Below are 15,198 nucleotides of genomic sequence, written 5' to 3'. Positions count from 1 at the left end.
GGTTATAACAGCATCAAGCTTATCAAAATTTTTATTTTTAAAATCATAAAAATTATGCAGGTGAAGGATCACTTTTATATCTTTATTCCAAGTTTTTATCTTTCTTGCTAAGCTCTCTATACCATTATGATAGTTTTGAAAATGCACAATATCAGGATTTATTTTTTTTACCTCATTAAAAACTCTGTCATTATAAGAATAGACGTCCCAGCCTAATATCTTTTGAAAAATTCTTTTATAAATTTTTGAAAGACGAATTCTGTGGTGATAAACACCATCTCTATATTCTTTTAATGGTAAAAATTCATCATCTATGCAAATAGTGTGTGGCTCATAGAACCAAAGTCTCTTTGCTACTTCATTTGTCCAGGTCTGAACAGCGGCACCCTTTAGTGGGGGTATAGCGTAAAAGTTACTAATATATGCTACCTTTTTCATACCTTAACTAGCTCCTGTGCAAATTTTGACCACTCATACATGCCTTTTATACTCTCTCTTGGTCTTAAATTTTCTATATTTTCTATCGTTAAATTTATCTTTTCTATCATGTCACTTTCATCTGAAATTTTAAATTTATACCCATTTACTCCGTCTTTTATGATCTCTTTCATGCCACCGTTTATACTAACTACGCAAGGCTTGTTAGCGGCTAATGCCTCAATGACGGTTATACCAAAAGCTTCATGGCCAATGCTTGGTTGCAAGTAGACATCGCAAGCGTTATAGTACTCATTTAGCTCATCATGTCCGATAGCACCAACAAAAATGACCTTTTGATTTAAGCTAAACTTAGCTGCTAGCTCTTTTAGGCTTTGTAAATTTTCTCCATCACCAACTAGCATAAATTTGGCGTTTTTGATCTTGTCTATATTTTTTACCATCATGCCAAAGCCTTTCCAGCCAACTACTCTACCTACGCTTCCTATCAAAATTTCATCACTTTTTACACCAAATTTCTCTCTTGCCTTCTCTTTTAGTGATGCATCTGGATAAAACTTCTCTTTATCTACGCCATTATAAACGACTTTAACCTCTCTGCCATATCTTTCTCTTAAAATCTCCGCATTTGCGTCGCTAACACTAATGATCTTATCTATAAATTTGATAAAAAATTTATCAAAAAAGTAAAAATCCTCGCCACCGCTTACAAAGACTGCTTTAAAATTCTTATCATGCCTCTTTAAAGCCCATGCAACAAAAAAATCAAATGGCTTATGTACAACTAAAATATCAAATTTCTCAGACTCTAAAAATTTTCTGGCATTAAAATAAAAACTAACTCTTTCAATAAATTTTCTAAATCTATTGCCTATTTTTACGACCTTTTCTCTAGGGCAAAAACCAAACATCTTTAGATCAATGCTACTGTCTTTTAAAAATGCTGGTATAAATTTACCTCTGCCAGTGCAAATGGTCACCTCGTGTTCTTTGATAAGCTCCTTTGCTACTGAGTAGTAAAATGTCTCAACACCGCCAATTTTTAGTGCAGTTGTCACGTTATAAAGCAATATTTTCAAAATTTATCCCTTAATTTTTTCATAATATTAGCATAAAAGCTGGTCTTATTTTTTCTTCATCTCTTCAAGCTCTTGCGCTAGGAATTCCCCAGTATAGCTGCCAGTTTTTTTGTAGTTTTTAGCTACCTCTTTGACACTGCCACAAGCTATCACTTTACCGCCTTTTGCACCGCCTTCTGGCCCCATATCTACGATATAGTCGCAGTTTTTGATAACATCCATATTATGCTCGATCACAAAGACAGAATTTCCAAGATCAACTAGGTGATTTAGCACCTTTACTAGCCTATCAACATCGGCAAAATGAAGTCCCGTCGTTGGTTCATCAAGGATGTAAAGCGTATTTCCAGTATCACTTCTACTAAGCTCTTTTGCTAGCTTCACGCGCTGCGCCTCACCGCCACTAAGTGTGACTGCGTTTTGTCCAAGCGTGATGTAGCCAAGTCCCACATCTTGCAGTGTTGTAAGCTTTGAAGCGATCTTTGGCACAGCCTTAAAGAACTCAACCGCCTCATCTATGCTCATATTTAGCACCTCGGCGATATTTTTGCCTTTGTATAAAATTTCCAAAGTCTGAGCGTTATATCTAGCACCATTACAAACGTCACAAACCACGTTAATATCAGGTAAAAAGTGCATCTCAATGGTGATCTCGCCCTCGCCTTGGCACTTCTCGCAGCGCCCACCTTTGACGTTGAAGCTAAAGCGCCCTATTTTATAGCCTCTAAGCTTGGCCTCTTTAGTCTGCGCGAACAAATTTCTTATCTCATCCATCACACCAGTATAAGTCGCTGGATTTGAGCGTGGAGTGCGGCCGATCGGGCTTTGATCGAGGTATATGACCTTGTCTAAATTCTCAAGTCCGCTTAAATTTACCCCAGCTATTTTTTTTACTTTTTTGGCTCTATTTAGCTGCTCTTGCGCCTCTGGGAGCAAGGTCTGAAGCACTAGCGAGCTCTTGCCAGATCCTGAAACGCCAGTGATACCCACAAGGTTTCTAAGCGGAAATTTAGCGGTTAAATTTGAGATATTGTTGATATTTACATTTGAAATTTCAAGCCACTTCTCAGCTTTTCTATTTTTTTGATAGTCGATCTTTTTCTTACCATTTATGTATTGTGCAGTCTGAGTGTCTGAGCTTAAAAGCTCTTTTGCCGTGCCTGCAAAGACCACACTACCGCCAAATTTACCAGCTCCAGGGCCGATATCTACGATATAGTCAGCCTCCTCTATCGTCTTTTTATCATGCTCGACAACGATTACAGAGTTGCCTTTAGCTTGTAAATTTCTAAGTGTTTTTATGAGTTTTAACGTATCTCGCTCGTGAAGGCCGATACTTGGCTCATCAAGCACGTACATGACGCCACTTAGCCCACTTCCTATCTGGCTCGCGATCCTGATGCGCTGCGCCTCGCCACCGCTGATCGTCCTAGCATCACGTCCAAGTGACAAGTAGCCAAGTCCCACGTCGTACAAAAAGAAAAGCCTTTCGTTAATCTCTTTTAAGATAGGCTTTGCGATCGCCTTGTCGTAGTCGCTTAGGTAAGCAAAATTTTTCTCATTTGAGAAAAAAGCGGTGCAGTTTTCTATACTCATATCCAAAATTTCACCAAGCCCAAGGCCAGCGACCTTGACTGCCAGACTTTGAGGCTTTAGTCTGTGGCCGTTACAAGCGTCACAAATTTTCTCGCTCATATACTCGTCAAAGTCCTTATAGTCCTTCAAAAGCCCGTATGAAATTTTGACCACACCATCAAATTTTCTAAGCAGTTTATTTCGCTTCCAAAAGAACTCAACATCCTTGACGTTGCCATATAAAACAAGCCTCTTTTCATCTTCGCTAAGCTCATAATATGGCTTTTTGATATCGATGCCGTTTTGCTCGCAAAAAGCAAGTAAAAATTTATAGTAATAGCTCATGTTGTAGCCGTAAAGTAGCTTGATAGCGCCGTTTTCTATCGACTTATCCTCATCAATGATCTTGCTCATATCTAGGCTATATCTTATGCCAAGTCCGTCGCAGTGCTCGCAAGCGCCCTTTGGTGAGTTAAAGCTAAAGCTTAGCGGCTCAAGCGGCGTAAATGAAATTTTGCAGTCAAAACAAGCCATGTGCTCGCTGTAATGTACAAAACTCTCTTTTAAGCCCAGATCGTCGGCGTTTGCGATCTCTATCTCGACCTCGCCAAAGCTCTCATTTAGCGCCTTTTCAACGTCGCTTGCAAGGCGTTCGTGATTTTGCTCGTCGATGGCGATCCTATCAACGATGACCTTTATCGTGTGTTTTTTCGTTTTTGCAAGCTCGATCTCCTCATCAAGCCTCACCACCACGCCATCTATCTGTGCTCTAACAAAGCCTTTTTGGCGTAAATTTTCGATCAGATCCGCCCATGTTCCCTTTTTCTCACGAACTAGCGGCGCATAGATGATCACTTTTGCGCCAAGTGGGAGCTTTGAAATTTCATTTATGATGTCGCTCGCACTCATTTTTGAGATAGGTTTGCCGCATTTATGGCAGTGCTGCACGCCAACCCTTGCGTATAAAAGCCTTAGATAATCATAAATTTCAGTAATCGTGCCAACCGTTGAGCGAGGATTTTTTGAAGTTGTCTTTTGATCGATGGCAATTGCAGGCGTTAAACCCTCGATCTTATCGACATCAGGCTTACCCACACGGTCTAAAAACTGCCTAGCATAGCTGCTAAGGCTCTCCATATACCTGCGCTGCCCCTCGGCATAGAGCGTGTCAAAGGCTAGCGTGCTCTTGCCACTGCCGCTAAGACCGGTAAAAACTACTAATTTATTTTTAGGAATTTCAAGGTTTAAATTTTTAAGATTGTGCTCGCGCGCGCCAGTTATTTTTATAGTATCATTCATTAAATTTATACGACCTTTTTAAAATTTTAATCTGTAAATTTAGTCTAAAAGTGATAAAAACTTTATAAAGTAGTTTAGAGAAATTAAGCGTGCTATGAAAATTTAAGAGTATATTTATATCATTTTCAGTTTTTTTTGATATTCTACGCCAAAATTTTATTTAAGGAGAAAAAATGTCTGTAAAAATAACCGATATATGCATAAGCTGTGGTTCATGCATCGATGAGTGCCCAGTTTCAGCTATTGTTGATGATAGCGACAACCCAACTGGAGCAGATACATACTATGTTTATTCAAACAAATGCGTTGAGTGCGTAGGCTACAACGACGAGCCAGCCTGTGCATCTGCCTGTCCAACTGATGGTTGCATCGTTTGGGATGCCGTAGTAGCAGGACAACCTTCACGTGATCAAATCGGTGCTGACGCTCGCACTGGCAGCACTCCAGTCATCCAATAAATTTACAAAATTTAGGCTCAAATTTGAGCCTATTTTATTTTTAAGCTTTATTTGATATAATTGCCAACTTCATTTAAATAACCTAAATTTTAAGGAAAATTTATGCAAAGAACACTTTCTATTATTAAGCCTGACGCTGTTAAGAAAAATGTTGTTGGAAAGATTATAGATAGATTTGAAAGCAATGGCTTAAGAATCGCAGCTGCAAAGAAAATAAAACTTAGCAAATGCGATGCAAAAGCATTTTATGCAGTTCATAAAGATAGACCTTTCTTCAACGATCTAGTTGATTTTATGGTAAGCGGACCAGTTGTGGTTATGGTTTTAGAGGGCGAAAATGCAGTTGCTAAAAACCGCGAGCTAATGGGTGCAACTAACCCAAAAGAAGCAGCACCTGGCACTATTAGAGCTGACTTTGCTGATAGCATTGACGCAAATGCAGTTCACGGAAGCGACAGCCTAGAAAACGCTGTAAATGAGATAAATTTCTTCTTTGCTTCAAGAGAAATTTGCTAATTTTGGACTAAAATTTGATTATTCCGTTTTCTAAAATAGCAAACAAAGAGATAAATTTTGAGCTAGTAAGAAACAATGATCTATTTTTTAGTGGAATTTTAAAAAGAAAAGACCCTTTTTTGGTAAAATGCCAAGGCATCATAAAGGGCGAGATAAAATATATTTGTGATCGATGTGGTGATGAATTTATGTTGCCTATCGACCAAGACGTAAAGCTAAATTTAAGTGATGGTGTCTATAAAGATAGAGAAAACGAGCTTAGCGATACGGTTGAATTTTTTGATGGCAATATTGATTTAAAAGAAGTTTTTGAAAGTGAGCTAGAAGCTTTTAAGAGCGATTATTTTTATTGTGAAAAATGTAAAAATTTATAAAGGAGAGTAAAATGGCAGTACCAAAGCGAAGAGTGAGTCATTCTCGTGCAGCAAAACGTAGAACACATTACAAAGTTACACTTCCAGTGCCTGTAAAAGACAAAGATGGTTCTTGGAAAATGCCTCACCGCATAAACAAAACAACAGGTGAATACTAAAATATGATTCGCATTGCTATTGATGCTATGGGTGGTGATTTTGGTGCAGAGCCTATAATATCTGGCGTTATTGAAGCACTGAAAGAGGCGGAATTTAAAGCTGTATTAGTTGGCGATAGCAATGCCATAAAACCACTCATCCCACAACCCTATTTAAAAAATATAGAATTTATAGAAGCTACCGAAGTCATCTCTATGGCTGACGGAGCGACAGACGCACTAAAAAGAAAAGATAGCACGATCTACAAAGCTGTTGAGCTTTTAAAAGACAAAAATGTCGATGCTGTCGTTTCTGCTGGTCACAGCGGTGCTACTATGAGCCTAGCTACATTAAGAGTTGGTAGATTAAAAAATGTATCTCGTCCAGCGATCGCTACACTTATGCCTAATTCAAAAGAGACAGCTACTTTGGTTTTGGACGTTGGTGCAAATGTTGATTGCAGAAGCGAACACTTATTTCAATTTGCCATAATGGGCGAAGCCTATGCAAAAGAAATTTTAGGCAGAAAAGAGCCAAAAGTAGGTCTTTTGTCAAACGGCGAAGAAGAGAGCAAAGGCAATGAAGTCAGCAAAGAGGCCTTTAAACTAGTTTCTAGGCTTGATAGCTTTGTTGGCAATGCAGAGGGCAATCAAATTTTTGATGGCAGCATTGATGTCATGGTTTGCGACGGTTTTATGGGAAATATCCTACTAAAAACAAGCGAAGGCGTCGCTGATGCCATAGGCAAGATCATCAAAAAGCAAGTTAAAAAATCACCCCTTGCTATGGCTGGATCGGTACTTATGAGAAAAGTTTTCAAAACTCTAAAAAAACAGGTCAGCTACGATGAGTATGGCGGTGCTCCGCTTCTTGGCGTAAATGGCTGCGTCATCATAAGTCACGGCAAAAGCAACTCAAAAGCTATAAAAAATGCAATCTTTCAAGCAATTAAATTTGCTAACTCGAATATAAATAAAGTTATAGAAGAAGAACTTTCACACTTTGCAAGGTAAAATATGCCAAAAGCTTCATTGATCTCCATTGCGTCATATGTCCCAGAAAAAATTTTAACAAATTTTGATTTTGAAAAAATGGTCGACACGAGCGATGAGTGGATAGTGAAGCGAACCGGTATAGAGCAAAGACATATCGCAACGACTGAGATAACAAGCGATCTTGGCACAAAAGCTGCTGAGCTAGCTATAAAACGCTCAGGGCTTGAAAAATCACAAATCGACGCGGTAATCTGCGCTACGATATCTCCAGATCATCTTTGCATGCCTTCAACTGCCTGCAAGATAGCTTCAAATTTAGGCTTAAATTTTGGCATTACAGCTTTTGATATAAGCGCAGCTTGCACAGGATTTATCTATCTTTTAGAGCTTGCAAATTCTCTTATCGTAAGTGGTGCTAAAAAAAATGTTTTGATCATAGGAGCTGAAAAACTAAGCTCGATAATCGACTACACAGATAGAAGCACATGCATACTTTTTGGTGACGGAGCAGGAGCAGCAGTGATAAGTGCTAGCGAAGAAAACGAGATCATCGACATCCACACTGCAAGCGATGGCAGACAGGCTGAGCTTTTGATAACTCCAGGATGTGGCAGTGCATTTCCAGCTAGCGATGAGACGCTAAAAAATAGACTAAATTTTATCCACATGAGCGGAAATGAGGTCTTTAAGATAGCGGTTCAAACGCTTAGTAAAAGTGTAATAGAAATTTTACACGCAAACAAAATGCAAAGCGAAGATATCGACTTTTTCATACCTCATCAAGCAAATATCAGGATAATAGATGCCGTAAAAAATAGGCTAAATTTCACTGACGAGCAGTGCGTTTTGACGGTTGCAAAATATGGCAACACAAGCTCTGCTTCGATCCCAATGGCGATGAATGATGCTTACGAGGATGGACGCATTAAAAATGGTTCAGTTTTGCTTCTTGATGCATTTGGCGGTGGCTTTACTTGGGGTTCGGCGATACTAAAATTTGGCGGTAGAAATTTTAGCGATCTATAATTAACCGCTTCTACATCCAAAACTCTAAATTTAATAAAATTTCTACAACATCTTCTATAAATTTTTAAAAATTTCCATTCATTTTCAAATGTATATTAAAATTACAATGTTTTAAATTTTCAGATCTATTTAATTATAATTTAAATTTTTATGGATATAATTTCGCAATCAATAAAATTTATTATTAAGGAGAAAATATGTTAGTAACAAAAAAAGCACCTGACTTTACAGCTGCAGCAGTTTTAGGAAACAATCAAATCGTAAATGATTTCAACCTTTACAAAAACATCGGCGAAAAAGGCGCTGTTGTATTCTTCTACCCAATGGACTTTACATTTGTTTGCCCAAGCGAGATCATCGCATTTGATAAAAGATATGACGAGTTCAAGTCACGCGGTATCGAAGTTATCGCAGTTTCTTGCGACAACCAGTTCTCACACTTTGCATGGAAAGAGACTCCAGTAAATAAAGGCGGTATCGGCAAAGTTCGCTTCCCGATCGTAGCTGACATGACAAAATCAATCGCTCGCGGCTTTGACGTACTTCTAGAAGATGCTGGCGTAGCACTTCGCGGATCATTCCTACTTGACAAAGATGGCACAGTTCGCCACGCAGTTATAAACGACCTACCACTTGGCAGAAACATCGACGAGATGATTAGAATGGTAGATACTATGCTATTTACAAACGAGCACGGCGAAGTTTGCCCAGCTGGCTGGCACAAAGGTGACGCTGGTATGAAACCAAGCACAGAAGGCGTTGCTGACTACCTTTCACACAACGAAAGCAAACTATAATTATTCAAATTTCTAGGCAGCTTTGCCTAGAAATTTCCTCTCTACACAAATTTAAATATTTTTTTAATATAACTTTATATATGATAGCGATGTTTTAATAAATAACCTTTTTTTGGAGACCCCATGGAGTTTAAGGGCAGGCAAGAACTTGTCGAAAATTGCGAGGATTGCATACTTGGTTTAAGAGCTAAATTTATAGATGAGGGCATCAAATTTTGCAGACAACTAACCCTTGTAGTGCCGCACGAGCAGATGAAAATTTGCCTTGAGAGTATCTTTGACGCGCTACTCATCCAAAAGCCAAATGCCACACAAATTCGCGACGACTTAAACAGCCTAATACCAAAACTAAATGCAAAAGATGAGCTAGTAAATTTCTTGCTCTTAAATTTGACACTAAAATTTAGTCATGCTTGCGACGATGCAATATATGTGGGCTATTTTGTAAATGCCGTTTCAAGGATGAAAGAAATTTTATATAACACGCAGGATCACCAAGAAGCCACGGTAAAAACGATGATCGATACTGGCTCATTTTTCTACGAAGATCCGATCAATACATTTACACGCATGAAAAATGCCAAAGTCCGACCTGAGTTTTTAAATTTATACGACGGACTAAATATAAAATACGAAGCCGAAATTTTAGAGGTTAAAGAAGATAGCGTCGTTTTTCGCGTAGATATGATGCAAATTTTAGCCATGAAGCAAGATGGCAAGGGCTTTATCCTGCCAAACAGCTTCTTCTCAAAGCAACTTCGCGCCGACATCATCGACTACAATATCGCCGATAAAAGCGTCACCCTTTCAAATTTCTCACGCACAGCGACCATGCACGCAAACAAGAGAAAATTCCAGCGCGTCTTGCCAAATCGCTTTACCAAAATTTCTCTAAAAGGAGAGCAAGGCGAGCTTGTTGGTAGTCTTTATGACATCTCAGAGGGCGGCATGAGCATATTAAGCTCACAAGCCACAAATTTTAAAGATGGCGAAGAGTTGGAGGCAAATTTTGACATCATGCTCTCACCAGATGAAGTAAAAAACGTCTCTTTAAAGCTAAAACTTGTCACTGAGCTAGCATACAAGGGCTACATCAGATACTGCATGCAACTAGTTGACGATGACAAAACGATAAAAGACTTCACGCAAAAGCGCGTCAAAGAGACACTTGACGAACTTCGCTCACGCATAAATTTATACGAATAAGGCAATTAGTGAAAACCATACAAGAAAATTTAAAACTTTTTTACATCGGACTAAAAGATAAAGAGCCATTTTTTTATAAAAACAAGGACCTAACCACCCATGCAGCCATTATCGGTATGACTGGCAGCGGCAAAACAGGCCTTGGTATCACGCTTTTAGAAGAAGCCTGCATAGACAACATCCCATCTATCATCATCGATCCAAAGGGCGATATCACAAATTTAGCCCTCACCTTTCCGCAGATGAGAGCGGAGGATTTTTTACCATACGTCGATGAAGCAGAAGCGGCCAACAAAGGTCAAAGTGTAGAGGAATTTGCTGCCGCTCAGGCCGAGCTTTGGAGAAACGGCATAGAGTCGAGCTTTCAAGACCTTGAGCGAGTAAAAATTTTAAAAGATAGCGCTAGCTTTAATATCTACACACCAAAAAGCTCATCTGGCCTTGGCGTGGCGCTACTTAGCGACTTTGCCTGCCCAAATATTAGTGACGAAGAAATTTTTAGCAACTATATAAATTCGCTCGCAGCGTCGGTGCTATCGCTTATTGGCATGAGTTCAGAGGATATGAGCTCAAAAGAGCAGCTGCTAATATCCACTATATTTGAGAGCAAATTTAAAGAGCAAAAAGACGTCAGCATCGAAGAGCTTATCAATTTCATAGCAAATCCGCCGTTTAAAAAGATAGGCGTTTTTGACGTGGATACCTTCTATCCAAGCAGTGAGCGTCTAAAGCTTGCCATGAAGATAAACGCACTCATCGCAAGCCCAAGCTTTAAGGGCTGGACGCAGGGCGTTAGACTTGAAATTTCAAAGATGCTTTTTGATGAAAATGGCAAAGCAAAGTGCAATATCTTTACGATCTCGCACCTAAATGACGCTGAGAGGATGTTTTTTGTCACCCTTTTACTAAACGAGATCATCGCGTGGATGCGCGGTACAGAGGGCACTAGCTCACTTAGAGCGATCCTATATATGGATGAAATTTTTGGCTTTTTTCCGCCAAACGCAAATCCGCCGTCAAAAACGCCTATGCTCACACTCTTAAAACAAGCCCGTGCATTTGGTTTAGGCTGCGTATTAAGCACGCAAAACCCAGTCGATCTTGACTACAAAGGCCTTAGCAACATCGGCACTTGGTTCATCGGCCGCCTCCAAACAGCGCAGGATAAAGCCCGCGTGATCGACGGCCTAAGCGGCATCGCTGGCTCAAGCTTAGACAAAGCCTCACTTGAAAATCTCATATCAAATTTAGCCAAGAGAAATTTCTTACTCAAAAATATAAATGAGGACGGCTTAAACGTCATCTCCACGCGCTGGGCACTTAGCTATCTAAAAGGCCCGCTAAGCCGTGAGCAAATTTCAAATTTGATGAAAGATAAAAAAGAAAATTTAAGCAGTCAAAGTGTAGATAAAAGTGAGATGAAATTTAGCGCAAAACCTATCATCTCAAGTGCGATCACGCAGCTTTATGCTAACTCAAAAAGCCTCACACCAAATTTACTAGCAAACGCAAAAGTGAGAATTTATGATGCCAAAAAAGGAATAGACAGCGTTTGTGAGGTAAGCTATCTTTACGAGCTTAGTGAAAATGACAAAGAGCCAAACTGGAGCGAGGCTAGCGAAGGCATGCACGTTGATGCGAGCGAAAATGAACCAAGCGGTGCAAGCTTTGCTGCTGTGCCAAATTTCATAACGAGCGCTAAAAATTTTGACGCTTTAGAGAAAGATTTTAAAGAATTTTTGTATAGAAATTTCAAATTTAACACCTTTGAAGCGATGGGAATTTACTCAAAAGAAAACGAGTCAAAAGAGGAGTTTTTCATAAGGCTTCAAGATAAGTGCAATGAAATTTTAGAGGAGCAAACCGCAAAGCTCACGGCTAAATTTGAAAAAGAGCAAAAGAGCTTGCAAGATAAGCTAAACAAAGCCCTTGCAAAGCTTGATAAAGAGCAAAAAGAGATGACCACAAGCGGCCTTGACGCTGCTATAAATATAGGCGCAAGCATATTTGGAGCGATATTTGGCAACAAACTCTTATCTCGCCAAAACGCCGGCAAGATCGCATCAAGTGCAAGAAGCGCAAACAAGGTCTTAAAAGAGCGAAGCGACGTCAAGCTTAGCGAGCAAAGCGTAAATGATATAAATTTAGCCATAAGCGAGCTTGAAGAGAAATTTGCACAAGAGTGCGACGCGCTAAAAGAGGCAAATGATGTTAAAAACATCACGATAAACGAAACGCAAATTTCGCCAAAGAAAAGCGACATCTACGACGAAAAAATCGTGCTTTTGTGGAGATGATTTATAAAAAAATTAGTATTTTTTTAATATCATTTCTCTTTAAATTTAAAAGGTAAAATATGCAAAATTTAATACTCTATGCCGTTAGCTACCTGCTTGGCAGCATCCCATCAGGGCTCATACTAGCAAAAATTTTTGGACATGTTGATATAAAAAAAGAGGGCAGCAAAAGCATAGGCGCGACAAATGTTTTAAGGGTTTTAAAGCAAACAAACCCAAAACTCGCCAAAAAACTAGCCATTTTAACAGTAGTTTGTGACGTGTTAAAGGGCGTTTTGCCACTCATCGTAGCCTCTTCTCTTGGTGCAAGCCAAAGCACGCTTTGGACGATGGCAGTTTTAAGTGTGGCAGGGCATTGTTTTTCTATATTTTTAGGCTTTCAAGGAGGCAAAGGCGTGGCGACCGGGGCTGGCGTGCTAGCATTTTTCTTGCCAGTTGAGATCATAATCGCTCTTGTCGTTTGGTTTTTGGTCGGTAAATTTTTAAAGATAAGCTCTCTAGCCTCGCTATGCGCGCTGATAGCACTCATCGCATCAAGCTTTATCATCCACCCAGAGCTTGATGAAATTTACACTCACGCGCCGATACTTATCATCGCATTTTTGGTAGTTTATAAGCACATACCAAATATCGTTCGCCTGCTTTCAGGCAAGGAGCAAAAAGTCGTATGAAAAGTGAAATAACAACGATCATTAAGGATTATAAATTTCAAACCGTTATCGGGATGTTTGACTTTGAGCGAGTTGCAAAGCAAGAGGTAAAAGTAAGCTTAGAATTTCGCTCAACTAGCTTGATTGATTATGTTTTAGTGGCGGATTTTATAAAAGAATTTTACAATGAGATGAAATTTCAAAGCGTAGAAGAGTCACTAGAAGCTACCTGCAAAGCGCTAAAAGAGAGGTTTAGCTCGCTTACTAGTTTGGATATGGAGATTTTAAAAACCGAGATTTTGCCAAACGCAATCGTTGGTGCAAAAATCAGCACTGTTTTTTAAAAATTTATTAAAGTATCTTGAAATATTTCTTAATTTATGATACAATCGACCATAAATTTTAGTTTAAGGAAAAGAAATGCGTATTTTAATAGTAGAAGACGAAGTAACGCTAAATAAGACGATTGCTGAGGGGTTGCAAGAGTTTGGTTATCAGACAGATAGCTCTGAAAATTTCAAAGACGCTGAGTACTACATCGGCATCAGAAACTACGACTTAGTTTTAACTGACTGGATGCTTCAAGATGGCGACGGCGTTGATCTTATAAATATCATAAAACATAAATCTCCACGCACTTCAGTTGTAGTTCTTTCTGCAAAAGACGACAAAGAGAGCGAGATAAAAGCACTTAGAGCTGGCGCTGATGACTACATCAAAAAACCATTTGATTTTGACATTTTAGTAGCTAGACTAGAGGCTAGACTACGCTTTGGCGGCACAAATATCATCAAGATAGACGAGCTTATCATCAACCCTGACGAAGAGAAGATCACTTATCTTGGCCGCGACATCGAACTAAAAGGCAAGCCATTTGAGGTGCTTACTCACCTTGCAAGACACTCAGATCAAATCGTATCTAAAGAGCAACTACTTGACGCTATCTGGGAAGAGCCAGAGCTCGTAACTCCAAACGTTATCGAGGTTGCTATCAACCAAATCCGCCAAAAAATGGACAAACCGCTAAATATTTCGACAATAGAAACTGTTAGAAGACGCGGATATAGATTTTGCTTTCCCAAAAAAGCTTAAGAAATAGATTTATACTGCAATTAGCATCTGGTGCGATGATGCTAATTGCCGTTGTTTCGGTGATGCTCTATCACTACATAAGAGTTACCGTTTTTCAAAGCGTAGTTAGTGAGCTAAACCAGCAAGCCACAGCCTACAAAAACAATCCACAAAATTTCAATCCTAACAATCTAAAAACTTTTACTATAGAAATCCCAAACAAAACTCTAGCCACCGTAAAAGCGGGCGAGCTTAAAGGCGAAAAGCCCTACCTTGTGATGCGAAAGATAAAAGATGAGAGCATAACCACTCTAACAACAAGGCTAGATGACAGTAGCTACTTAGTCCTAGAAAAAGAGACGACACTTCAAAGCCGCATAGTAGAAGAAATTTTTATAGATATTATAATTGTAAACGTCACAGCGATACTTTTGGTGCTATTTTATGCACTATTTTTATCAAGAATGCTTTTAATACCTATAAAAATTTTAAGTCACAAGCTTACAAATTTAGATGAGAAATTTCTAAAAGAGATCGATATCAAAAGCCTGCCAGACGAGTTTTTACCACTTGGTAATAGCATAAATAGGCTAATTACTCGCATACAAACTTTTGTCTTATACCAAAAAGAGCTCTTTGTAGGCGTTGCACACGAGCTAAAAACTCCACTTGCTGTCATGAAAACCAAAAACGAAGTTACGCTTTTAAAACCACGCGAGAGCGAAAAATACATAGAAGCGCTAAAATCAAACAACGAAGCGATCAACGGCATGAACGCTATGATAGGCTCTGTCCTTGAGATAGGTCGTCAAGAGGGCGCGCAGTTTGAAGAGCCGGTAAATACCGACGTGATCGCATTTTTAAAAAAACTAGGCAAAAACTACGAGGTGCTGGCAAAAGGCGACGAGAAACATCTCGTACTCGATCTAAAGCCTGAAATTTTTAACCTAAATATCCAAACCAGCCTACTAACTCACATCGTGCAAAATTTCGTTCAAAATGCTATCAAATTTTCTCCAAAAAATAGCACGATTACGATTAGCTCAAGGCTTGAAAAGAGTAAATTTATCATTGAAGTAACCGACGAGGGCATGGGTATAGACGAGAGTAAGGACTTGTTTGCTCCATTTAAAAGATACGGCAACAAAGGTGGTGCTGGACTTGGACTATTTCTCGCAAAAGGCGCAGCACAGGCGCTTGGCGCTGAGATATCTATCAAAAATAGAGAGGGTGCAAGCGGAGCCGTCGCGAGCCTTGTCTTAAATTTAAAAGGATAAAA

The 15,198-nt window shown here is 39.3% G+C and carries 16 protein-coding genes; 13 read left to right on the top strand and 3 right to left on the bottom strand.

Features of this window, described 5'->3' with window-relative positions; genetic code table 11:
* The 3 genes from G6W43_RS07425 to uvrA all read right to left on the bottom strand — a co-directional run.
* Window positions 1-438: hypothetical protein (locus G6W43_RS07425; RefSeq protein ID WP_196783745.1), on the bottom strand; the 438-nt coding region annotated here is incomplete at its 3' end.
* Window positions 435-1,517 (bottom strand): glycosyltransferase family 4 protein, encoded by a 1,083-nt coding sequence (locus G6W43_RS07420; protein WP_103611992.1) that lies wholly within the window; start codon window positions 1,515-1,517, stop codon window positions 435-437. The genes G6W43_RS07420 and G6W43_RS07425, both read right to left, overlap by 4 nt.
* 45 nt (window positions 1,518-1,562) lie before the next feature.
* Entirely contained in the window at window positions 1,563-4,391 is a 2,829-nt protein-coding gene (gene uvrA / locus G6W43_RS07415) for an excinuclease ABC subunit UvrA (RefSeq protein WP_194169507.1), read from the bottom strand.
* Window positions 4,392-4,564: 173 nt separating this feature from the next.
* On the opposite strand from uvrA, the gene G6W43_RS07410 reads away from it, so the two are divergent.
* From G6W43_RS07410 to G6W43_RS07350, 13 genes are all read left to right on the top strand, one after another.
* Complete coding sequence (locus G6W43_RS07410; protein ID WP_002942606.1) at window positions 4,565-4,849, top strand: NADH-quinone oxidoreductase subunit I; 285 nt, start codon at window positions 4,565-4,567, stop codon at window positions 4,847-4,849.
* A 102-nt stretch (window positions 4,850-4,951) separates the two neighbouring features.
* Window positions 4,952-5,365: a nucleoside-diphosphate kinase gene (gene ndk / locus G6W43_RS07405; protein WP_002942517.1), complete on the top strand. Its 414-nt coding sequence runs from the start codon at window positions 4,952-4,954 to the stop codon at window positions 5,363-5,365.
* A 14-nt stretch (window positions 5,366-5,379) separates the two neighbouring features.
* Window positions 5,380-5,739, top strand: a complete 360-nt coding sequence (locus tag G6W43_RS07400; protein ID WP_194169506.1) for a hypothetical protein — start codon at window positions 5,380-5,382, stop codon at window positions 5,737-5,739.
* A gap of 11 nt (window positions 5,740-5,750) precedes the next feature.
* On the top strand, window positions 5,751-5,897 hold the full coding sequence (rpmF, locus tag G6W43_RS07395; RefSeq protein WP_002942540.1) for a 50S ribosomal protein L32: 147 nt from the start codon (window positions 5,751-5,753) through the stop codon (window positions 5,895-5,897).
* Between the two features lie 3 nt (window positions 5,898-5,900).
* Window positions 5,901-6,890: a phosphate acyltransferase PlsX gene (plsX, locus tag G6W43_RS07390; protein WP_103598196.1), complete on the top strand. Its 990-nt coding sequence runs from the start codon at window positions 5,901-5,903 to the stop codon at window positions 6,888-6,890.
* Between the two features lie 3 nt (window positions 6,891-6,893).
* Window positions 6,894-7,898: a beta-ketoacyl-ACP synthase III gene (locus G6W43_RS07385; protein ID WP_103642478.1), complete on the top strand. Its 1,005-nt coding sequence runs from the start codon at window positions 6,894-6,896 to the stop codon at window positions 7,896-7,898.
* Window positions 7,899-8,095: 197 nt separating this feature from the next.
* Window positions 8,096-8,695, top strand: coding sequence for a peroxiredoxin (locus G6W43_RS07380; RefSeq protein WP_002942572.1), 600 nt, complete (start codon window positions 8,096-8,098; stop codon window positions 8,693-8,695).
* A 123-nt stretch (window positions 8,696-8,818) separates the two neighbouring features.
* Window positions 8,819-9,901 (top strand): PilZ domain-containing protein, encoded by a 1,083-nt coding sequence (locus tag G6W43_RS07375; RefSeq protein ID WP_103632705.1) that lies wholly within the window; start codon window positions 8,819-8,821, stop codon window positions 9,899-9,901.
* A gap of 8 nt (window positions 9,902-9,909) precedes the next feature.
* The gene (locus G6W43_RS07370) at window positions 9,910-12,198 is read left to right on the top strand and encodes a helicase HerA domain-containing protein (RefSeq protein ID WP_194169505.1); all 2,289 of its coding nucleotides are present in this window, start codon (window positions 9,910-9,912) and stop codon (window positions 12,196-12,198) included.
* Between the two features lie 59 nt (window positions 12,199-12,257).
* Window positions 12,258-12,869: a glycerol-3-phosphate 1-O-acyltransferase PlsY gene (gene plsY, locus G6W43_RS07365; protein ID WP_103567626.1), complete on the top strand. Its 612-nt coding sequence runs from the start codon at window positions 12,258-12,260 to the stop codon at window positions 12,867-12,869.
* A complete protein-coding gene (locus tag G6W43_RS07360; RefSeq protein WP_002942574.1) occupies window positions 12,866-13,192 on the top strand; it encodes a dihydroneopterin aldolase in 327 nt (108 codons plus the stop codon). The genes plsY and G6W43_RS07360 overlap by 4 nt, the downstream gene beginning before the upstream one ends.
* A 76-nt stretch (window positions 13,193-13,268) precedes the next feature.
* A complete protein-coding gene (gene hsrA, locus G6W43_RS07355; RefSeq protein ID WP_002942555.1) occupies window positions 13,269-13,940 on the top strand; it encodes a homeostatic response regulator transcription factor HsrA in 672 nt (223 codons plus the stop codon).
* Window positions 13,941-13,978: 38 nt separating this feature from the next.
* Window positions 13,979-15,196, top strand: coding sequence for a sensor histidine kinase (locus G6W43_RS07350; RefSeq protein WP_194169508.1), 1,218 nt, complete (start codon window positions 13,979-13,981; stop codon window positions 15,194-15,196).
* Window positions 15,197-15,198 lie beyond the last annotated feature (2 nt).

It is taken from the genome of Campylobacter concisus (genome assembly GCF_015229965.1).
Taxonomy (GTDB): Bacteria; Campylobacterota; Campylobacteria; order Campylobacterales; family Campylobacteraceae; genus Campylobacter_A; species Campylobacter_A concisus_BD.
Note: the sequence above shows the minus strand (reverse complement) of the source record. Positions and strands in the feature narration are given on the sequence as shown.